Below are 19,974 nucleotides of genomic sequence, written 5' to 3' on the forward strand. Positions count from 1 at the left end.
TTTTATTTCCCTTTCACAGCAACAACGTGCTTCACAAAAATGCCTGGTGTAATAACATGCTCGGGATCAATATCCCCCAATGGCACCACTTCATTTACCTGCGCGATGGTGCATTTAGCTGCGGTCGCCATAATGGGACCGAAATTTCTAGCACTCATTCGATAAGTAAGATTGCCCCAACGATCACCTTTGAAAGCTTTAATAAGAGCGAAATCAGCATGAATCGGATACTCAAGAACATAGCCTTTGCCATTAATCACTTTGCTTTCTTTGCCTTCAGCCAAGAGGGTGCCAAATCCTGTTGGGGTATAGATAGCACCAAGACCAGCTCCTGCCGCTTGAACGCGGGCTGCTAAGTTACCTTGCGGGACTAATTCGAGTTCAATTTTTTTGGCGTAGTACAACTTATCAAACTCATAAGAGTCAGATTGCCTTGGAAATGAACAGATAATCTTCTTTACTTGCCCCGCTTTTAATAAGGCAGCTAAGCCAAGATCACCATTTCCAGCATTGTTATTTACTACTGTTAGCCCTTTGGCTCCATGCTCAATCAAAGCATCAATTAACTGCGCAGGCTGACCAGCCGTCCCAAAGCCCCCAATCATGACGGTTGAGCCATCTTTGATTTGTTTTATAGCTTCATATATTGAAGCCGATGTTTTATCAATCATTCTTTTCTTTACTCTTTAAATTCAATAAATCTTTATCAAAAACAACATATGCAATAGATCCAATCACAATTCCCCAGAATGCTGATCCGAGACCTAAAAAAGTCATGCCAGATGCAGTTGCTAAAAATGTAATTGCGGCAGCCTCACGATGATCAGGCTCCTCTAAAGTGCTCATGAGGCTAGTGACGATTGCGCCAAGTAAAGCCAAGCCAGCCAAAAGCGCGATAAGCTCTTTTGGAAGACTGGTAAAAATGAGAACGATTGAACCTGCTAAGGAACCGCCAATTAAAAAGAAAACGCCGCTGAAAATGCCTGCAACATATCGCTTGTTTGGATCTTCGTTAGCTTCTTTGCCTGTACATAGGGTTGCCGTAATCGCTGCAGTCGTAGTAGTAATGCCACCAAAGAATGCGGTTACCAGTGACATGAAGCTTGTAAAAGTAATAATGGGCTTAGCGGGCACGTGATAGTTCGATAACTTGAGGATTGCCATTCCCGGCAAGTATTGACCAGTCAAACTTACTAGAACTAACGGTATTGCAAAGCTGAATGTGGATTCCCATGTCCACACAGGAGCTATGAATGTTGGATGCGCCAAAGCTAGCCTGAAATTATCTGGATTAACATCACCAATGAGATATGCCAGCCCGATTCCTGAAAATAAAACAACTAAGATCGCGAATTTTGGTATCAGCCTTTTGAATATCAGATAAATTCCAATCATCGATAAAGCCAAGGCAGGCATGGTTGATACAGATTTAAATATATTGATACCAAACTGAAACAGAATGCCCGCCATCATTCCAGCTGCTATTCCCTTGGGTATATGCTTTATTAGCTTGTCAAAGGTACCCGTAATGCCAATCAATAGAATGATCATTGCGGCAGTGATATAAGAAGAAATTGCCTCATTGACCGACATATGCGGAAATAAGGTGATTAAGAGAGCAGCGCCAGGAGCGGACCAAGCAGTAATGATCGGCATCTTATATTTCCAACTGAGATAAATCCCGGAAATGCCACCACCAAACGATACCGCCCATACCCAAGAAGATAGAACTTCATTAGATACCTGAGCTAGAGATGCGGCCTGAAAAAATATCAGCATCGGCCCAGCATATGAAATCAATACAACTAGAAATCCAGCCGTAATTGAAGAGGGTGAAATATCTTCGAAAAAGGCGCGCTTCATTAGCCCAAATCTCCGCCACCAACCGGTAATACTGTGCCAGTGATATAAGATGACTCATCAGAAGCCAGGAACAAAATCGCCCTTACCTGCTCCTCAATTGTTCCATACCGATGCATCAAACTGGAATCAATCGTTTGGTCAATGATCCCTTGATACCAAACCTCTTCTTGCTTGGATAATTTATTCTTGTTTCGGGGAATTTTTCTCGGAGGAGCTTCAGTTCCACCAGTGGCGACGGCATTAAAGCGAATACCATCTTTAGCATGCTCAAATGCTAAGCTAGCAGTCATCGCATTTACTCCGCCTTTTGCTGCGGCATATGGAATGCGGTGAATACTGCGAGTGGCAATAGAAGAAATATTTACGACAACGCCATGCTGTTGCTTAATCATCACTGGTAATACAGCCCTACAACACCATAAGGTTGGAAACAAGGAGCGACGAATCTCTGCTTCTATTTGATCTTCATCATAGTTCTCGTAAGGCTTTGCCCAAATAGTGCCACCGACGTTATTAACAATAATGTCGATCTTTTTAAATGCCTTTACTGCCTCGGAAACTAGTTTGGTAGCACCAGCATAGGTCTCTAAATCAACTTTAACCGTCAAAGACTTTGCTTTTAGCTTACCTAGCTTCTTTGCCACCTCATCAACTAGATCAGAGCGGTCAGCCAAAACAACCTTTGCACCCTCTTTGGCTAAGGCAATTGCTACACCTTCGCCAATCCCCTGAGCAGCACCCGTGACAATAGCAACTTTATTCTTAAATCTTAGCGCCTGAGTCATCATGCACCTACAGCACTTGGAGAGAATTTCTCAAACAGGAAATTTGCTGGGGTAACACCCGCTCCAGCCAACCAATTTCTTACAGCATCCACCATGGCTACAGGACCACATAAGTAGACATCCACGTCGCCCTGATTTAGCCATTCGCTTTCAATATGCTCTGTGACATAGCCCTTGCGATCATGAGCACTTTCAGGAGAAGCTACTACTGTTCGGTACTCAAAACCAGGCAGCTTTGTTTTCATGGCTTCGAGCTGATCTAGGGCTACCAAGTCCATATCATTTGTCACACCGAATACCATCTTGATTGGATGCGCAGATCCCGATGCAGCCAAAGAGTCCAGCATCGATAAAAATGGTGCAATACCTGTTCCACCAGCGAGAAATAACACCGGACGCTTAACTTCGCGCAGATAGAAACTACCATTTGGTCCGGCAAATGAAATCGCATCGCCTGACTTACCAATGTCTGCTAGATACTGACTCATACGACCATCAGGGACATTACGCACTACAAAAGATGCAATGGATGCGCCTGGCGGAGAGCTAAAAGAATAGGCCCGCGTTAAGTCTGTTCCTGGAATTTGCACATTGACATATTGGCCAGGTAGGAACGTTAAAGAAGCAGGATCATCAAGCTCAATTGAGAACCCAATTGTTGAGTTCGATAGTTTTTCAATCTGTGCAATCTTGCCTGGGAATGATGAAGATCCAGTCTTACATGCGGCAGATGATGCGGGAATCTTCACCACACAATCCGACTTGGGCTTCATCTGACAAGCCAGGATCTGACGCTGAGCAGCTTCTTCCGGAGTAAGTGCATCCTCTATATAACTAGACTCAGGTAGATCGTAATCACCAGATTCACATAAACCACGGCAGGTACCACAAGCCCCATCCCTGCAATCAAGCGGAATATTCACTTTCTGACGATATGCAGCATCAGAAAGTTTTTCGCCTTCGTTGCAGGAGATAAAGCGAGTTACCCCGTCTTCAAACTGTAGTGCGATGTTATAGCTCATAGCATTCCGCCGATGTATTAAATGTGATAGATATCAATGACTTGACTGATGTAATCATTTTTAAGAACGATGTATTTGTTCAAAATGATTGGCTTATCGCCAGAGAAGTCGATTACATAACGAGACATACCAAAGTAGCTGTAGTTGGTTTTGTATCGATGACTTAGGGTGTGCCAATTAAAGCGAATCGTACAAATATCACCATCACGCTTCTCTAACTCAACATTAGTAATGTTGTGACAGGTTCTGGTATCAGGCATGGTTGCGCTTGAGCGTTCAGTCTTAATACGGAATACACGATCCTCAAGGCCTTGACGATTTGGGTAATAAATCAAAGAAATTTCTTCTTGTGGATTTGTTACCAACTCATCGTTATCGTCCCAGGAAGGCATCCAAAATTCAGCGTCTGGGCTATAGCAATTAAGCCACTCATCCCACTGCTCATCGTCCAATAGGCGACTCTCGTAATACAAAAATGCATTGATATCTAATATGGAGATCGTTTTCATGCGCTCACCTGCTCTTGCTCAACTGCTTTTTTCATTGTTTCAAGCCAATAGCGATGCTGAACTGTGTACAGGCCCTCATCTTCAGTTTTTAGACCGCTCAATACGGGCTTTAGTCCAATTTCTTTAGCCGCATCGTCAGCGCCGTCAATCCAATGCTCTGAACCACGACACATATCGTTCCACTCGATCGTCTTTGCAGCAAAGCCTTCCTGGCAAGCTCTAAACTCTTCTAAGTCATCTGGAGTAGCCATACCGCTCACGTTAAAGAAGTCTTCGTATTGACGGATTCTTCTAGAGCGTGCTTCTGCTGATTCGCCTTTAGGAGCAATACAGTAGATAGTGACTTCAGTTTTATCAACAGCCAATGGGCGCAGCACGCGAATTTGGGAGCCAAACTGATCCATTAGGTACACGTTTGGATATAAACAAAGATTTCTAGAGCGTTCAATCATCCAGTCAGCAATTGGTTTGCCAAACTTATCGGAAAATTCCTGGTGCCTCGGGAAATTTGGCCGGTCCTGTGGATTAGCCCACTTTGTCCAGAGGAGCATATGGCCGTGATCAAATGAATAGAAGCCACCACCCTGCTTACCCCACTTACCAGCATCCATCGCCTTGATGTTGTCCTCGCGAATTGCTTCTTGCTCTTTACGATGGTTGGTAGTTGCAGCGTAATTCCAATGAACAGCAGATACGTGATAACCATCAGCACCGTTTTCTGCCTGAAGCTTCCAATTACCGTTAAAGGTATAAGTTGAAGCGCCCTTCAATACTTCGAGTCCATCAGCAGATTGATCCACAATCATGTCAATGATCTTGGCGGCTTCACCCAAAAAGTCCTTTAAAGGGGCAACATCATCATTCAAGCTACCAAATAAGAAGCCGCGATAGCTTTCAAACTTAGGCACCTTCTTGAGATCGTGTGAGCCTTCCTTGTTAAAGCACTCTGGGTAGCCGGCCTCCTCTGGATCTTTTACCTTCAAGAGCTTTCCGCTGTTATTAAATGTCCAGCCGTGGAATGGGCAAGTGAAAGTAGCCTTGTTGCCGCGCTTATGACGACACAACTGAGCGCCACGATGGCTACAAGCATTCATCATGGCGTTCAGTTCACCCTGACGATTACGAGAAATGAAGATTGGCTGACTACCAATATAGGTAGAGTAGTAATCATTGATGTTTGGGATTTGACTTTCGTGCGCCAAATAAATCCAATTACCCTCAAAGATGTGCTTCATCTCTAATTCAAACAAATCTTTATCGGTAAAAGCACTACGGTGAAGACGATAGTCGCCCTTCTCCTTATCCTCAATTAAGAATTCATCAAGGCTTTTGAGTTTTGGACTGTTATCTACATGAATTGGGATCATTTTTTATCCTTTATGAAGGGGGTGCAAGCACCCCAAATTCAAATTACGCAGCGAAGTGGGCTCTATCAACAATTCCTGAAGCAGCTCCAGGCTTCTCAACCACTAAATGAAGATCAAAATCAATGGATACATAAGGCTTACTCACACCTTTTGCCTTCATTTCAGCTGGATCACTTACACGAACTAGTGGCGGTACCAAACCTTCACGACTAGCAAAAGCGAAGTCATCCCAGAGGTACTTGTCACCATCAATATTGATTTGAGTAGTTAACTTTCTATGACCAGGTGCCGTCACAAAATAGTGCACGTGCGCCGGACGCTGGCCATGGCGACCCAATAGATTCAATAATGCTTGGGTAGACCCATCCGGAGGGCATCCGTAACCATTTGGCACGATGCTTTGCATGGCATAACGACCATTCTCATCAGTGATGATCGTGCGACGTAAGTTATACGCAGGCTGAGTCTTGTCAAAGAATGAATAGCCACCCAATGTATTGGCATGCCACATTTCCACCTTTGCATTAGCTAATGGCTTACCATCCGCGCCAAAAACTGTGCCCTGCATAAACAGTGGATCAGCTTTATCCACTTCAGAGCCATCATCCATTCGAGCAAAACCTTTAGACTCTGGAGCGCCGGCAACATACAAAGGGCCTTCAATTGTGCGGGGAGTTCCGCCTGCCAGGCCAGCCTTCTCATCAGCCTCATCGGAACGTATATCTAAGAAGCGCTCTAGACCAATACCGGGGGCTAAAAGACCCAATTCATTACGGGCACCGGCTTCTGAGAAATACTCTAAACCTTTCCAAAACTCTGTTGGGGTGATATCTAAGTCTTCAATCGCTTTGCATAAATCAGTCACCAGGCGAAGAGTAATTGCCTGAACTCGCGGATTGGCAGGAGAATCCGCTGCATCTACGATCCATTCTTTTGCTAATTTTTCAATTTCTGTATGTTTCATTTTGTATCCTTAATAATTAATTTGATTTACTAAATTTCAATGTTGTTGAGTTGAGTTTTCAATGGATTAACTGTCATCTCCTCTTATAGAAGATGGATGTCTACATAAAGGCATTACTTCAATTTGCATATATGGGAAGAGTGGCAGTGTGGAAATTGCTGTATGCAACTCATCTACGCTCTCAACATCAAAAATGCTGATATTTGCGTACTGACCTGCAATACGCCATAAGTGACGCCACTTGCCAGATGATTGCAAGCCTTGTGCAATCTCTTTTTCTTTTGTCTTTAAGGCTGTCGCTTCTGCTACCGGCATGTCCGGTGGCAAATTTACATTCATACGTACGTGAAATAACATGCTGTCTCCTATTTAGGCAGTTATCAAATCAACTTGATCGGAATGACCTTGTTGACGCTTTAAATAATTTATTTTTTCTATATCGAGCTGGATACCAAGGCCTGGGCCAGTTGGTACTTGCAAGCTGAAATCCTTGTAGACCAGTGGCTCAACCAAGATTTCCTCAGTAAGCAATAAGGGTCCAAATAACTCTGTGCCGAAGGCAAGGTCATTGAATGTTGAAAATACGTGGGCAGAGGCAGCAGTTCCTACTGCACCCTCAAGCATGGTTCCACCATACAAGCTGATACCAGACAGCTCAGCAATAGTTGCTACTTGAAGCGCTGGAAACAAGCCGCCGGATTGATTAATCTTCACAGCGAATACATCTGCTGCATATTTATTGGCAAGCTCTAATGCATCACTAGGACCATGCAATGCCTCATCGGCCATGATGGCAACATCAAATTGATTGGTCAGGCGAGCCATGCTGGCTTTATGAATTGCTTTAACTGGCTGTTCAATTAAATCAATGCCGCCAGCTTGCAGTGCTGCAATACCTTTAACTGCATTTAACTCGCTCCAAGCCTGGTTTACGTCTACACGAACACTAATATCTGGGCCCAGTGCTTTTTTGATTGCCAAGACATGCTCTACGTCAGCTTGGACTGAACGTAAGCCAATCTTTAATTTGAAGATATTGTGACGGCGCAGTGCAATCATCTTCTCCGCTTCAGCGATATCTTTATCAGTACTACCGCTTGCTAGAGTCCAAGCTACAGGCAACTGATCAAGAACTCGACCGCCAAGCAATTCACTAACTGGAATGCCTAAACGCTTGCCTTGTGCATCCAATAACGCAGTTTCAATTGCGCATTTTGCAAAACGGTTACCTTGAATAGTGGTACGCAACTTATGCATGACCTTAGCAACCTGGTCAGCCTTCATCCCAATAATGAGCGGAGCAAAATAGGTATCAATGTTTATCTTGATACTCTCAGGACTTTCTTCACCGTAGTTCAAGCCACCAATAGTGGTAGCCTCACCCCATCCCTCAATACCGTCATTACAAAGAATGCGCACCAAAACAAGAGCCTGGGCATTCATCGTGGCCACAGATAACCTGTGTGGGCGGATAGTCGGCACATCAACTATTAGGGTTTCTACTGATTTGATCATATCTATTTCGTATAGTTTTTCGATAAATGAACTCTAAACAGGTCTTTTTGACGAGTCCAAGACTGATTTGGTATCCTTTTGATACTTAAAAGGTATACATATGGAATTAAGACACCTACGCTACTTTGTTGCTGTTGCAGAAGAAAAGAACTTCACTAGAGCTTCTGAAAAACTGTTCATTGCACAGCCGCCCTTGAGCAGACAGATCCAACAACTCGAAGAAGAGTTGGGCGTAACTCTGTTTGTTAGGAACTCTCGACCCCTCAAGCTGACAGACGCGGGCAACTTTTTCTATGAGCATGCCAAACAGGTTTTAGCTAGAACTGGCGAGCTCAAGGCCATGACTCAACGGGTTGGCAATATCAACCGAATTCTGAATGTCGGTTTTGTTGCATCAACGCTCTACGGAAAACTTCCGAAAATTATTAGAAAATATCGAGCCAAATTTAATTCCATTGAATTGCGGATGTATGAAATGACAACAATGGAACAGCTCAAAGCTTTGAAAGATGGAAAGATTGATATTGGCTTTGGAAGAGTACGTCATGAAGACGCCAATATCAGACGGATTGTATTGAGGGAGGAAAAACTCATTGCTGCAGTTCCTTATGAGCACTCACTATCAAAATCAAACAAGCCCATCAACTTAAAAGACCTAGCCGATGAAAATCTCATTGTCTTTCCAAAAAATCCCCGTCCTAGTTACGCAGACCAAGTATTAAATGGTTTCAAAGAAAGGGATGTTCATCCCAAAAAGATTATTGAAGTTCGAGAATTACAAATAGCCATTGGCCTTGTTGCTGCAGGCGAAGGTGTATCCATTGTTCCATTTAGCTTGCAGGGCATGAAACGTGATGACGTTGTATATCTAGAATTAAATGAAAAGCATGCCTACTCCCCCATCATCATGAGCACTAGATCAATGGATAAGTCTGAAGAAATTAAGGCAATGCTTGATTTAATTTATTGCATCTACGATGAAGAAGGCATCCCATACACCAGAGAAGAACTTTAAAAACTCTAAAAGACAAAACCCTCACCATTGCTGATGAGGGCCTGCTTTTCTGGTGGGCCCACCAGGACTTGAACCTGGGACCAAAGGATTCCGGTTTGTATTAGTTTCCTAACTCCCTGGACTATGCCTTCATCATATCGATTGCTCAACTTAGATGGGTGCCGTCTAGTCTCTACACCTTCAACAGCACTTTCACGCTGAAGCTTGGCTCGGCGTTAGCTTGTGCAGCTTTTGGCTACATTTAGCTTTCTCCGAATTTGACACCATCCCTTATGCAGTTTCCACGCATAAGGCACAACTTTCGCTATGAGTCCTCTGCTCTAACCAACTGAGCTATGGGCCCTAAATCGATACGTTTACTACACACCTTACTGCTGGTGCTTACCACTGCAAAACCACACTAAAACCGCATTTACTACACACCTCGGTTTTTGCTTCGGTGTGTAAGTGGTGTGTAGTGAATTTTAACCACCAAATTCACCACTAACCTCTTGAATCTATTGAGGTCTTAACTTCAAGACCCCTAGGGCTTCTTTCTTATGAGTCCTCTGCTCTAACCAACTGAGCTATGGGCCCTAACCACTCATTGTAATTGAAGGGGCTCTTCAAATGATTGATTGGTATGCACTTACTGAAATGTTGGTTTTTATTTAGATATACATTATTATATGTATATCTAAAGGAGATGAAAATCATGGTCGTATCAAAATGGGGGAACAGCCTTGCCATTCGTCTACCAGCTCAAGTGGTCGAATTTTTAGAGCTAAAAGAAGGGGATGACATTGAGGTCCATGTTGCGGATAAAAAGCATTTCCAAGTTAAGAAGAAACCTTCCCTGCAGGATAGGCTTCAAAGTTTGAGAAAATTTCGTGGTCGCATGCCCGCTGATTTTCACTTTGATAGATCTGAATTGAATGAACGCTAAGAAGATATTTTTTGATACCAATACCCTACTTTATTTACTGTCATCAGATACCAAAAAAGCAGACTGGGTTACTAAAAATTTACAGCAATCGAACGTAATAAGCGTTCAAGTGCTTAATGAATTTACTTCTGCTAGCATTAGAAAAATAAAAATATCTAATAGTGAGCTGGATGAATTCTTAGATTTATTTACGTCTACATTCAACGTAAGATCGCTTGACATAGATACTTTTGAAACTGGATTGATGGTGTCCAGGCGATATGGATACCATCACTATGATTCAATGATTATTGCTGCGGCTTTGCAAGCAGGATGCGAAAAACTGTACTCAGAAGATATGCAGCACCGGCAAGTAATTGATAAGAGACTGCAGATCGTGAATCCTTTTTTATAAAGGACTCACGATATCGAAGTGCTAGACAATCAATCTTCCTCGAGGAAGGTCTTGAGTTTATCGCTACGGCTTGGGTGACGCATTTTTCTCAGGGCCTTAGCTTCGATCTGACGGATACGCTCACGAGTCACGTCAAACTGCTTGCCGACTTCTTCGAGAGTGTGGTCAGTGCTCATCTCAACACCAAAGCGCATACGCAATACTTTTGCTTCGCGTGGTGTCAATGAATCGAGAACGTCTTTCACCACATCACGCATAGAGTCATGCAATGCTGCTTCTGCTGGAGCCAAGGTATTGCCGTCTTCAATGAAGTCGCCCAAATGAGAATCTTCATCGTCACCAATTGGTGTCTCCATAGAGATAGGCTCTTTAGCAATCTTCATGATCTTGCGAATCTTGTCTTCAGGAATCTCCATCTTCAGCGCCAAAGTTGCTGCATCTGGCTCATGACCAGTTTCTTGCAAGATCTGACGGCTGATACGGTTCATCTTGTTGATCGTCTCGATCATGTGAACAGGGATACGGATCGTACGTGCCTGGTCAGCGATAGAGCGAGTAATCGCCTGACGAATCCACCATGTTGCATAGGTGGAGAACTTATAGCCACGACGGTATTCAAACTTATCTACCGCTTTCATCAAGCCGATGTTGCCTTCTTGAATCAAGTCCAAGAACTGCAGGCCACGGTTGGTGTATTTCTTAGCGATGGAGATTACCAAGCGTAAGTTGGCTACTGTCATCTCACGTTTCGCTTCACGGGCACGCTTCTCGCCAGCGATCATCTGCTTGTTTACTTCTTTTAATTCTGGAAGTGGAATAACGACATTCTTCTGAATATCAATCAACTTCTGTTGCAATTCTTGAATTGCAGGGACGTTACGCTCCAAGAGCGCGCTGTAAGGCTTGTTCTCTTTAAGCAACTTCTCAGTCCAAGTCAAATTCATAGACATCTTAGGGAAGTCTTTTAATACTTCGCTACGATTAACGCCGACTTTGTCCACCAACAGGCTAACGATGCCACGCTCAAGTTTCCATACCTGGTCCACTTGGGAACGCATGGTGTCGCATAACTTCTCAACACTCTTCGCCGTCAAACGGAAACCAAGCAACTCAGCGCGAATTGCTTCTTGTGCCTTCAGATACGCAGGACAGTTATAACCATCCTTATCAAACGCACGGCGCATCTTGTCAGCTTGTGTACGAACGATGGCAAACTTCTCTAAAGAAATCTGCTTTAACTCTTCTAATTGCTTGGCATTCGCTGTTGCAGCACCGCCACCACCGCCGCCGCCTTCGTCTTCGCCGCCCTCTTCATCGCCTTCTTCAGCATCCGGATCAATTTCTGGCTCTTCAGGTCCAAGCTTAATATCTTCTGCATTTGGATCAACCAAGCCATCAACAAACTGGTCAATCTCCATCTCGCCACTAGCAATCTTGTCAACGTTGCTCAGAATCTCCGCAATCGTTACAGGGCAAGCAGCCAAAGCCATCACCATATCTTTGAGACCGGCTTCAATCTTCTTCGCAATGACGATCTCGCCTTCGCGAGTTAGCAAATCGACTGTACCCATCTCACGCATATACATACGTACTGGATCGGTAGTGCGTCCGAATTCTGAATCAACTGTAGATAAAGCAGCTTCAGCCTTTTCTTCAGCCTCTTCTTCGGAAGCTGCAGCTTCTGTGTTGTCAGACAGGATTAAGGTTTCGGCATCGGGCGCTTGTTCGTAAACAGTAATACCGATGTCATTGAGCAGGCTGATTAAAGTCTCTAATGCATCCGCATCAGACAACTCGTCAGACATTACATCATTCATCTCACCATGGGTTAAGTAGCCCTTGGACATACCCATCTTGATCAAAGTCTTCAAACGAGCACGACGTAACTCTTGCTGCTCTTCAGTACCCAATTGCTGTGCTGCGAATTCCTTTAAAAGCGCCTTCTCTTTAGCCTTACGCTCACGCGCTTTTTGACGATCCGTTAATACTGGCTCTGCATTTTCTGCAGGGGCATCCGCCTTGGCTTTACGGCCACGCTTCTTCTCTTCCTCAACTGCTGGCACCTCAACTTCAGCAACCTGGGCTTTTTTACCTTTGGCTTCTTTAGTTTCCTTTACCGCTTTAGTTGGTTCAGCTTTGGGTGCAGGTGCAGGCGTAACCTTATCTTTTTTTACTGACTCAACTTTGACTTCTGCTTTTGCTGCTTTCACAGGAGCTTTGGCAATCGGCTTTGCAGGTACTTTTGCCACTGGCTTTACAACTGCTTTTATTGGTTTTGCTGGTGCCTTAGCTGGGGCTTTAGGAGCTGGCTTTGCAGCAGCTTTTACTGGTTTAGCTGGTGCCTTAGCTTTTGGAGCTGGCTTAGCAGGTGCCTTAGCTTTAGGCGCTGGTTTTGCAGCTGCTTTTACTGGTTTAGCAGGAGCTTTCGCTTTTGGAGCAGGCTTGGCTGGTGCTTTAGCTTTAGAAACTGGTTTTGCGGCAGCCTTTACTGGCTTAGCTGGGGTTTTTGCTTTGGCCACAGGTTTTGCAGCGGCTTTTATTGGTTTAGCTGGAGCTTTCGCTTTTGGAGCTGGTTTTTTGGTCTTGGTATTCGGCATTTATTAGCACTTACTCACATTACTGTTATTGATATCGACTGATGAAACACAGCCCCGTAGTAATTCACTTACCCACTTACCCCAAATTTCATCAAAATAAAGCGCAAGTGGCTGAATTAAATCGGTTTTTTCTTGGGAACAGAGGATTATAGTCGATTGCAACTTTTTTACCCCCGTAACACTTAAAAATATGGGGTAATTTCAGTGGATTTCTAGAGGTGCTTAGGGAAATTCTTAGGAGAATTTCAGCTTTTCGCCCAATTCTCGATAACGGGCTTTGTCTTGCTCAGAAGCAGTGCTTCCGGAGATCTTTTGGGCGATTTCGGTCATTTCTTGCTTGAGATGGGTTAATTCCAGTTTTTTGAATGCCCCCTCAAGATCTGCAGCTGCACCCTCTAACTCCAAATCAGAGCCCATTACGCGGTTTCTCAAGACTTCATACAAAGGAGCCAACTCGCTACGAGAGAGTTGATCTTGGAACATCGCAAATGCACCGGCACCTGCGATCGCTGGTTTATTACCTTCACCTGGAATGAGCTCAATCAAATCACACTGCGATAAAAGATCTTGCATCAATGCATGGGCTTTTGCTGATCTTTGCTCTGCTGCCTTCAATGCAAGCGCGCGCTTGTTTGGATCCAAAGCTTTCCCTAAATGCGGAAACTGAATAATGACTCGCAACATTTGCTCGGCTAAATCGGTTGGCGCTTTAGGTGGTTCAATATTTTGAGCAGCTACTCTTTTTGCAGAACCTTTAGATGCTTGCCAAGGGGCGCCCTGACGATTGCCATTATTAGAAAAATTATTTTGGCTATTTGGGTTGCTTTGATTACCTTGTCCACCTTGATAGCGCGCCTGTACTGGCTGATACGTAGTTTGACGAACCGGTGCAGGCGCTACTGTTAAACCACAAAATGCTTCTAGTTCCGCAGGGGTGGTATTGGTACGAATAGCAAGCTCACGCAAAATTTGCGTACGTAAGGCAATGGGGGGCATCGACAGTAAAAGCGGCTTAGCAGCATGATGCGTATGGGCTCGACCTTCTGGGGTAGTTTGCTCGTGACCTTCACTAACAACCTTAAAGAAGAAGCTAGAGATAGACATGGCTTCTTTAATGACCCTTTCAAATGCAGGCGCGCCATAAGCACGAACATAGCTATCAGGGTCATGCTCTGTCGGCAAGAATAAGAAACGAATTTCTTTATCGTCAGACATGAGGGGCAAACATGCTTCAAGTGCACGTTGCGCAGCACGTTGACCAGCGGAGTCACCATCAAATGAGAAAACCACTTTATCGGTTTGTCTGAGTAGCATGCGCACATGGTTTGCAGTACAAGCTGTACCTAAAGTAGCAACCGCATTAGGGAATCCCAATTGCGCTAAAGCAACGACATCCATATAACCTTCGCACACCAAAACATATTCTTGCGCACGAATCGCTTGTCTGGCCTCAAACAAGCCATAGAGCGTATTGCCTTTAGAAAACAATGGCGTCTCAGGAGAATTTAAATACTTTGGTTCACCTTGATCCAGAATGCGCCCACCAAAGCCAATGGTTTGACCTTTGGGATTACGAATAGGAAACATAATGCGGTCACGGAAACGGTCGTAACGCTTTACATTCGCGCCTTCGGACTGCTCACCCTGAATAAGCAAGCCGCCTTCCACCAAGGTCTTCGCTATCTCATCGCTGGAGTAAGCGCCAAACACCGCCTCAAGACCCTGCCAGCCGTCAGGCGCGTAACCCAAGGCATAACGCTTAGCAATCTCACCGGTAAGTCCGCGACCTTTTAAATACTCAACTGCCCTAGTGTTGCCCTTCAGCTGTTGGCGATACCAATCGGCAGCAGCGCTCATCACCTCACTCAATGCCATTGCTTGCTGCTGTCTTGCTACATCATTTGCAGTGCGCTCTTCGCGAGGCACATCCAAGCCTGCGGAACGCGCAAGATCTTCAATAGCATCCACATATCCAAGCCCGGAATATTCCATTAAGAAACTAATGGCAGAGCCATGAGCGCCACAACCAAAGCAGTGATAAAACTGTTTAGTAGGCGATACCGAAAAGGAGGGGGATTTCTCTGAATGAAAGGGGCACAAACCCTGAAAGTTCGCGCCCGCTTTTTTTAACTTAACGTGCTGCCCAACCACATCAACGATATCAACCCGATTTAAAAGATCGGCAATGAAGGATTGTGGAATGAGCGCCATGTAGCCAGTATGAAAGGATTTTGCTTTCTTGACTAGCTACTGAGTTTACTTACTTCGCCAATGCGGCTTTTACCAAGCCAGATACTTTTCCCATATCTGCTTTGCCAGCCAATTGACCTTTGAGTACGCCAATGACCTTACCCATATCCTGTGGGCCTACAGCGCCAGTCGAAGCAACGGCAGCAGCTATTGCAGCCTCTACTTCAGCATCGGATAACTGCGCAGGCAAGTAGGTTTGCAAAATCACCATCTCAGCAGTTTCAATCGCAACCAAATCGTCGCGATTGGCTTTTTCAAACTGAGAGATCGAATCTTTGCGTTGCTTAATCATTTTTTCGACAGTCGCAATCACACCAGCATCGTCAACCACAATGCGCTCATCGACTTCGCGTTGCTTAATCGCCGCCAACAAAAGACGAATCGCTCCTAGGCGCTCAACTTCTTTAGCGCGCATAGCATTTTTCATATCTTCGGTGATTTGATCTTTTAGACTCATGGCTTTATTCCTGGTGTTGAATATAAAACGTCGAACATTTAATAATGGTGATTAAAAAGCAAAAACCCGCTGCGTTTCACCGTCAGCGGGTTTCAAAGCCTCTCGGTGAGGAGAGCTTTTAAATTCTATTAGTAAAGCTTTTTAGGCAACATTTGGCTGCGAATACGCTTGTAATGGCGTTTAGCAGCTGCAGCTTTCTTGCGCTTACGTTCAGCCGTTGGCTTCTCGTAGAACTCGCGTGCTCGCAAGTCTGTCAAAAGGCCATTCTTTTCAATGGTGCGCTTAAAACGGCGCAATGCCACTTCAAATGGTTCGTTTTCGCGGAGGCGGACTGTAGTCATACTTATTTAACTCGTATATGCTCGATAGATATCGAAAAATTAACTGAATTGCGATTCTAGCACGGCTAAGTAAAAAAATGATTGTTTTAGGAATAGAAACTTCTTGTGATGAGACCGGGGTGGCTTTATACAACACCACGCCTTGGGAAGAGGGTAAACCGGCCTTCCAGGGCATATTAGGCCAGGGCTTGCACTCTCAGATCGCCATGCACCGGGACTATGGGGGTGTTGTCCCCGAATTAGCCTCCCGCGACCATATTCGTCGTGTTTTACCCCTCTTAGACCAATCCTTAGCCCAATCTGGTCTCAAATTGGCCGATATTGACGCCGTGGCATTCACTCAGGGCCCCGGATTGGCTGGCGCCCTCCTAGTAGGAAGCGCTTTTGCTAAATCCCTAGCCCAAGGCCTCAATTTACCGTCTATAGGGGTACATCACCTCGAAGGACACCTACTTTCCCCGCTTTTGGGCCAAACCGCCCCTCAATTTCCCTTTATTGCCCTACTGGTATCTGGTGGCCACACGCAACTCATGAAAGTCTCCGGAATTGGTCAATACGAGCTCCTTGGCGAAACCTTGGATGATGCGGCGGGAGAAGCCTTTGATAAGACGGCCAAATTACTAGGCCTGGATTACCCCGGTGGCGCAGCTATTTCTAAATTGGCAGAGGAAGGTCGCCCAGGTATTTTTGATTTACCTAAACCCATGCTGCACTCTGGTGATTTAGATTTTTCTTTCTCGGGATTAAAGACGGCCGTCCTCAATCAAGTGAAAAAGTTTGCAGAAAAAAATATTGCGAATCCTTCAGAGGTCGCACAATTTCATGCGGATCTTGCGAGAAGTTTTGTTGACTCCATCGTGGCAGTTCTTGTCAGCAAGTCCGAGAAAGCGCTCAAGCAAACGGGTTGTAAACATTTAGTGCTCGCAGGTGGCGTTGGCGCTAATTTGCAACTACGCGCCGCACTCAATGACAAAGCGAAACGCAATGGTTTTGAGGTGCATTACCCACCGCTTGAGCTATGCACCGATAACGGCGTGATGATTGCTTTTGCTGGGGCACTGCGGATGATCGAAAAAAATAATGGCTCCACAACTTCTGGAGCCTTTGACATCAAACCCCGCTGGGATTTACAAAGCAACAATCTGAAATAGATTTATTGCTTGTTATTTCTGATGGCTGATTCTGGCAAATGCACTGTGGTTGTGAATAGATTCAAAATTCTCAGCCTCCACTACGAAAGAGCGAATACGCTGATCAGCCTTGAGATTGCCGGCCACATCACGCACTAAGTCTTCTACGAACTTCGGGTTGCTATAAGAATGCTCAGTAACCCATTTCTCATCAGGACGCTTCAGCAATCCCCACAATTCGCTAGATGCTTCACTCTCAGCAGCGGCAACTAAATCCTCCACCGTCATCTGCGTTCTGGAATCCAATGCCACAGTCATGGTGACGTGCGAACGTTGATTATGGGCGCCGAACTCAGAAATCTCTTTTGAGCAAGGGCACAAACTCATTACTGGAACTTGTGCACGCAAACCCAATTCAACATCAGAACCGCCTGTTGCATTTTGCTTGGCTGTTGCCATCCAAGTGACTTCGTAATCCATCAAGCTTTCTACGCCAGAGACCGGTGCCGCTTTTTTAACGAAGTGCGTATAAGTAAATTGCACGTGACCTTCTTTAGCGTCGAGCAAAGGCAACATATCGCGTACCAAGGCAACAATGGTCGTGCTATCCACAGCCGCATCTTGTTTTTGGAGAAGCGCCATGAATCGTGACATGTGCGTACCCTTTATATGCGCGGGTAATGCCACATCCATCTCAAAAGTTCCAACCGATGGAAAGCTACCTGTCTTGCTACGAATGGTCAGTGGATGACGTACGCCACGAATGCCAACTTGCTCAATAGGTAGTGCGCGCTCATCCAAGGTGGATTGCACGTCAGGCATTGCGCTGGCTTTCAGAAATGCGGGATTCAAGTCATTCATAGCTCTATTTTCAGGCAAAACCGGCTTATTTGCCTACCAGCGCAGAATTTACGGTCAATATTGCTGGAAAACGTTGTTTGATAGAGTTGGCAATACCCTCAACGTCCAAGCCACACTTGGTCATTAGCAGACTGTAGTCACCATGCTCGATAAATTGATCAGGAAGACCTAATTGCAAGAGGGGTTTCTGAATACCAAGGTTCGAGAGCGCTTCTAAACAAGCACTGCCAGCACCGCCAGCAATAGCCCCATCCTCAATCGTCACAAAATAATCATGATCGGCTGCTAACGATTGGATGAGATCCATATCGAGCGGCTTCACAAATCGCATATTGGCTACCGTTGCATTAACCCCTTCGGCCACTTCAAGCACTGGGTAGAGCAAAGTGCCAAACGCCAATATCGCCACACGTTGACCAGCAGGCGCAGTGGATTTACGACGAATCTCACCCTTACCAAATGGCAGAGTGCGTAATTCTTTAGACGGGATAGTGCCAACACCTGCACCACGCGGATAGCGCACCGCGCTTGGATGTGGCTGATGAAAGGCAGTGGTCAACAAGTCGCGGCATTCCGATTCATCTGCCGGCGTCATCACCAGCATATTTGGAATACAACGTAAGAATGGAATGTCATAAGCGCCAGCATGAGTAGCACCATCAGCACCAACGAGACCAGCGCGATCCAATGCAAACAACACCGGCAAATCCTGTATCGCCACATCATGAATCAATTGGTCATACGCGCGCTGCAAGAAAGTAGAGTAAATCGCCACCACTGGCTTCATACCTTCGCATGCCATACCGGCTGCAAAAGTGACCGCGTGCTGCTCGGCAATACCGACGTCGTAATAACGCCTAGGGAAGCTCTTCTCAAACTCAACCAAGCCGGAACCCTCTCGCATTGCTGGAGTAATGCCAACCAATAAAGGATCTGCATGCGCCATATCGCATAACCACTCACCAAATACTTGAGTAAACGTTTTTTTGCTGGCAGCTGATTTTTTAACGCCCTCTTCAGGATTAAATTTACTAGGACCGTGATACAGCACAGGATCGGCCTCAGCTAACTCATAGCCCTGACCTTTTTTAGTAACTACATGCAAGAACTGCGGACCACGACCTTCTAAAGCTAAGCGACGCACGTTCTGCAGCATCGGGATCAAGGCGTCTAAATCATGGCCATCAATCGGGCCGAAATAATTAAAGCCAAACTCTTGGAAGATTGTTGATGGAGAAACCATCCCCTTGGCATGATCCTCAAGGCGTTTTGCAAATTCACGCAAAGGGGGTGCAATTGATAAAACACTATCAATGCCTTTTTTAGTCGCCGAATAAATATTGCCACTAAGTAATCTAGCCAGATGGCGATTGAGGGCGCCCACGGCAGGGGAAATCGACATGTCGTTGTCATTCAGAATCACTACGAGCGGTAAGTCGTCATACACACCAGCATTGTTCATGGCTTCGAAAGCCATACCACCGGTCATGGCACTATCGCCAATCACTGCTACAGCCACATGTCGTTCACCCTTGGTTTGAAACGCACGCGCCATACCCATGGCCGCAGAAATACTAGTGGATGAATGGCCGGTACCAAAAGCATCAAACTCACTTTCAGAGCGATGCGGAAAGCCTGATAAGCCCTTGTGCTGACGCAAGCTACCCATACGTTCACGACGTCCAGTCAGAATCTTATGTGGGTAACTTTGATGTCCAACATCCCAAACGATACGATCGTGCGGGGTATCAAATACGTAGTGCAAGGCAATAGAGAGCTCTACCGTTCCCAAGTTGGACGACAGATGTCCGCCCGTCTTGGATACAGAATCCAAGACAAACTCGCGCAACTCATCCGCTAAAGCCGGTAGCTCTTCGCGGGAGAGTTTTTTGAGATCGTCGGGGGAGTTAATGGAATGTAAAGTCATTGAACCTAAATAATCTGTACTGATGAATTTCTCTTATTTCTCTTATTTCTCT

19 protein-coding genes are annotated in these 19,974 nt (G+C 45.3%); 4 read left to right on the top strand and 15 right to left on the bottom strand.

What is annotated here, in order from left to right:
* Positions 1-2 precede the first annotated feature (2 nt).
* From C2755_RS08270 to C2755_RS08310, 9 genes are all read right to left on the bottom strand, one after another.
* Positions 3-671 (bottom strand): 3-oxoacid CoA-transferase subunit A, encoded by a 669-nt coding sequence (locus C2755_RS08270; protein ID WP_215320801.1) that lies wholly within the window; start codon positions 669-671, stop codon positions 3-5.
* Positions 664-1,863, bottom strand: coding sequence for a benzoate/H(+) symporter BenE family transporter (locus tag C2755_RS08275; RefSeq protein WP_215320803.1), 1,200 nt, complete (start codon positions 1,861-1,863; stop codon positions 664-666). The genes C2755_RS08270 and C2755_RS08275 overlap by 8 nt, the downstream gene beginning before the upstream one ends.
* Positions 1,863-2,648 (bottom strand): 1,6-dihydroxycyclohexa-2,4-diene-1-carboxylate dehydrogenase, encoded by a 786-nt coding sequence (locus tag C2755_RS08280; protein WP_215322350.1) that lies wholly within the window; start codon positions 2,646-2,648, stop codon positions 1,863-1,865. The genes C2755_RS08275 and C2755_RS08280 overlap by 1 nt, the downstream gene beginning before the upstream one ends.
* A complete protein-coding gene (benC, locus tag C2755_RS08285) occupies positions 2,648-3,670 on the bottom strand; it encodes a benzoate 1,2-dioxygenase electron transfer component BenC (protein ID WP_215320805.1) in 1,023 nt (340 codons plus the stop codon). Before benC ends, C2755_RS08280 begins: the two co-directional genes overlap by 1 nt.
* A 17-nt stretch (positions 3,671-3,687) precedes the next feature.
* Positions 3,688-4,179, bottom strand: coding sequence for a benzoate 1,2-dioxygenase small subunit (gene benB, locus C2755_RS08290; protein WP_215320807.1), 492 nt, complete (start codon positions 4,177-4,179; stop codon positions 3,688-3,690).
* Positions 4,176-5,546, bottom strand: coding sequence for a benzoate 1,2-dioxygenase large subunit (gene benA, locus C2755_RS08295; protein ID WP_215320809.1), 1,371 nt, complete (start codon positions 5,544-5,546; stop codon positions 4,176-4,178). Before benA ends, benB begins: the two co-directional genes overlap by 4 nt.
* A 43-nt stretch (positions 5,547-5,589) precedes the next feature.
* Positions 5,590-6,510 carry a catechol 1,2-dioxygenase gene (gene catA, locus C2755_RS08300; protein ID WP_072582873.1) on the bottom strand — a complete coding sequence of 307 codons (921 nt, stop codon included), beginning with the start codon at positions 6,508-6,510 and terminating at the stop codon, positions 5,590-5,592.
* A gap of 66 nt (positions 6,511-6,576) precedes the next feature.
* On the bottom strand, positions 6,577-6,867 hold the full coding sequence (gene catC, locus C2755_RS08305) for a muconolactone Delta-isomerase (protein ID WP_215320811.1): 291 nt from the start codon (positions 6,865-6,867) through the stop codon (positions 6,577-6,579).
* Positions 6,868-6,879: 12 nt separating this feature from the next.
* Positions 6,880-8,025: a muconate/chloromuconate family cycloisomerase gene (locus tag C2755_RS08310; RefSeq protein WP_215320813.1), complete on the bottom strand. Its 1,146-nt coding sequence runs from the start codon at positions 8,023-8,025 to the stop codon at positions 6,880-6,882.
* A 100-nt stretch (positions 8,026-8,125) separates the two neighbouring features.
* Between C2755_RS08310 and C2755_RS08315 the strand changes: the two genes are divergently transcribed.
* The 3 genes from C2755_RS08315 (at position 8,126) to C2755_RS08325 (ending at position 10,359) form a co-directional block, all read left to right on the top strand.
* Positions 8,126-9,040, top strand: coding sequence for a LysR family transcriptional regulator (locus C2755_RS08315; RefSeq protein WP_215320815.1), 915 nt, complete (start codon positions 8,126-8,128; stop codon positions 9,038-9,040).
* A gap of 694 nt (positions 9,041-9,734) precedes the next feature.
* A complete protein-coding gene (locus C2755_RS08320; RefSeq protein ID WP_072582921.1) occupies positions 9,735-9,965 on the top strand; it encodes an AbrB/MazE/SpoVT family DNA-binding domain-containing protein in 231 nt (76 codons plus the stop codon).
* Positions 9,955-10,359 carry a PIN domain-containing protein gene (locus C2755_RS08325; protein WP_072582870.1) on the top strand — a complete coding sequence of 135 codons (405 nt, stop codon included), beginning with the start codon at positions 9,955-9,957 and terminating at the stop codon, positions 10,357-10,359. The genes C2755_RS08320 and C2755_RS08325 overlap by 11 nt, the downstream gene beginning before the upstream one ends.
* Before the next feature lie 29 nt (positions 10,360-10,388).
* Here C2755_RS08325 and rpoD read toward each other — a convergent pair whose 3' ends face one another.
* The 4 genes from rpoD to rpsU all read right to left on the bottom strand — a co-directional run bounded on the left by rpoD (position 10,389) and on the right by rpsU (position 16,004).
* Positions 10,389-12,956, bottom strand: coding sequence for an RNA polymerase sigma factor RpoD (gene rpoD, locus C2755_RS08330; RefSeq protein ID WP_215320817.1), 2,568 nt, complete (start codon positions 12,954-12,956; stop codon positions 10,389-10,391).
* Between the two features lie 234 nt (positions 12,957-13,190).
* On the bottom strand, positions 13,191-15,167 hold the full coding sequence (dnaG, locus tag C2755_RS08335; protein ID WP_215320819.1) for a DNA primase: 1,977 nt from the start codon (positions 15,165-15,167) through the stop codon (positions 13,191-13,193).
* A gap of 49 nt (positions 15,168-15,216) precedes the next feature.
* Positions 15,217-15,663, bottom strand: a complete 447-nt coding sequence (locus C2755_RS08340) for a GatB/YqeY domain-containing protein (RefSeq protein ID WP_215320821.1) — start codon at positions 15,661-15,663, stop codon at positions 15,217-15,219.
* Between the two features lie 128 nt (positions 15,664-15,791).
* The gene (gene rpsU, locus C2755_RS08345) at positions 15,792-16,004 is read right to left on the bottom strand and encodes a 30S ribosomal protein S21 (protein WP_011903537.1); all 213 of its coding nucleotides are present in this window, start codon (positions 16,002-16,004) and stop codon (positions 15,792-15,794) included.
* Between the two features lie 77 nt (positions 16,005-16,081).
* On the opposite strand from rpsU, the gene tsaD reads away from it, so the two are divergent.
* Entirely contained in the window at positions 16,082-17,155 is a 1,074-nt protein-coding gene (gene tsaD, locus C2755_RS08350) for a tRNA (adenosine(37)-N6)-threonylcarbamoyltransferase complex transferase subunit TsaD (RefSeq protein ID WP_215320823.1), read from the top strand.
* 12 nt (positions 17,156-17,167) lie between these two features.
* On the opposite strand, the gene folE2 is transcribed toward tsaD, so the two are convergent.
* Positions 17,168-17,995 carry a GTP cyclohydrolase FolE2 gene (gene folE2 / locus C2755_RS08355; protein ID WP_215320825.1) on the bottom strand — a complete coding sequence of 276 codons (828 nt, stop codon included), beginning with the start codon at positions 17,993-17,995 and terminating at the stop codon, positions 17,168-17,170.
* Positions 17,996-18,020: 25 nt separating this feature from the next.
* A complete protein-coding gene (dxs, locus tag C2755_RS08360) occupies positions 18,021-19,922 on the bottom strand; it encodes a 1-deoxy-D-xylulose-5-phosphate synthase (protein ID WP_215320827.1) in 1,902 nt (633 codons plus the stop codon).
* Between the last annotated feature and the right edge of the window lie 52 nt (positions 19,923-19,974).

The sequence above is a fragment of the Polynucleobacter sp. MWH-S4W17 genome (assembly GCF_018687535.1).
Classification (GTDB): domain Bacteria; phylum Pseudomonadota; class Gammaproteobacteria; order Burkholderiales; family Burkholderiaceae; genus Polynucleobacter.

Bases quoted from the DNA above. Each gene is read 5' to 3' on its own strand.
- C2755_RS08270 (WP_215320801.1), bottom strand. From the start codon at position 671: ATGATTGATAAAACATCGGCTTCAATATATGAAGCTATAAAACAAATC.
- C2755_RS08275 (WP_215320803.1), bottom strand. From the start codon at position 1,863: ATGAAGCGCGCCTTTTTCGAAGATATTTCACCCTCTTCAATTACGGCT.
- C2755_RS08280 (WP_215322350.1), bottom strand. From the start codon at position 2,648: ATGACTCAGGCGCTAAGATTTAAGAATAAAGTTGCTATTGTCACGGGT.
- benC (WP_215320805.1), bottom strand. From the start codon at position 3,670: ATGAGCTATAACATCGCACTACAGTTTGAAGACGGGGTAACTCGCTTT.
- benB (WP_215320807.1), bottom strand. From the start codon at position 4,179: ATGAAAACGATCTCCATATTAGATATCAATGCATTTTTGTATTACGAG.
- benA (WP_215320809.1), bottom strand. From the start codon at position 5,546: ATGATCCCAATTCATGTAGATAACAGTCCAAAACTCAAAAGCCTTGAT.
- catA (WP_072582873.1), bottom strand. From the start codon at position 6,510: ATGAAACATACAGAAATTGAAAAATTAGCAAAAGAATGGATCGTAGAT.
- catC (WP_215320811.1), bottom strand. From the start codon at position 6,867: ATGTTATTTCACGTACGTATGAATGTAAATTTGCCACCGGACATGCCG.
- C2755_RS08310 (WP_215320813.1), bottom strand. From the start codon at position 8,025: ATGATCAAATCAGTAGAAACCCTAATAGTTGATGTGCCGACTATCCGC.
- C2755_RS08315 (WP_215320815.1), top strand. From the start codon at position 8,126: ATGGAATTAAGACACCTACGCTACTTTGTTGCTGTTGCAGAAGAAAAG.
- C2755_RS08320 (WP_072582921.1), top strand. From the start codon at position 9,735: ATGGTCGTATCAAAATGGGGGAACAGCCTTGCCATTCGTCTACCAGCT.
- C2755_RS08325 (WP_072582870.1), top strand. From the start codon at position 9,955: ATGAACGCTAAGAAGATATTTTTTGATACCAATACCCTACTTTATTTA.
- rpoD (WP_215320817.1), bottom strand. From the start codon at position 12,956: ATGCCGAATACCAAGACCAAAAAACCAGCTCCAAAAGCGAAAGCTCCA.
- dnaG (WP_215320819.1), bottom strand. From the start codon at position 15,167: ATGGCGCTCATTCCACAATCCTTCATTGCCGATCTTTTAAATCGGGTT.
- C2755_RS08340 (WP_215320821.1), bottom strand. From the start codon at position 15,663: ATGAGTCTAAAAGATCAAATCACCGAAGATATGAAAAATGCTATGCGC.
- rpsU (WP_011903537.1), bottom strand. From the start codon at position 16,004: ATGACTACAGTCCGCCTCCGCGAAAACGAACCATTTGAAGTGGCATTG.
- tsaD (WP_215320823.1), top strand. From the start codon at position 16,082: ATGATTGTTTTAGGAATAGAAACTTCTTGTGATGAGACCGGGGTGGCT.
- folE2 (WP_215320825.1), bottom strand. From the start codon at position 17,995: ATGAATGACTTGAATCCCGCATTTCTGAAAGCCAGCGCAATGCCTGAC.
- dxs (WP_215320827.1), bottom strand. From the start codon at position 19,922: ATGACTTTACATTCCATTAACTCCCCCGACGATCTCAAAAAACTCTCC.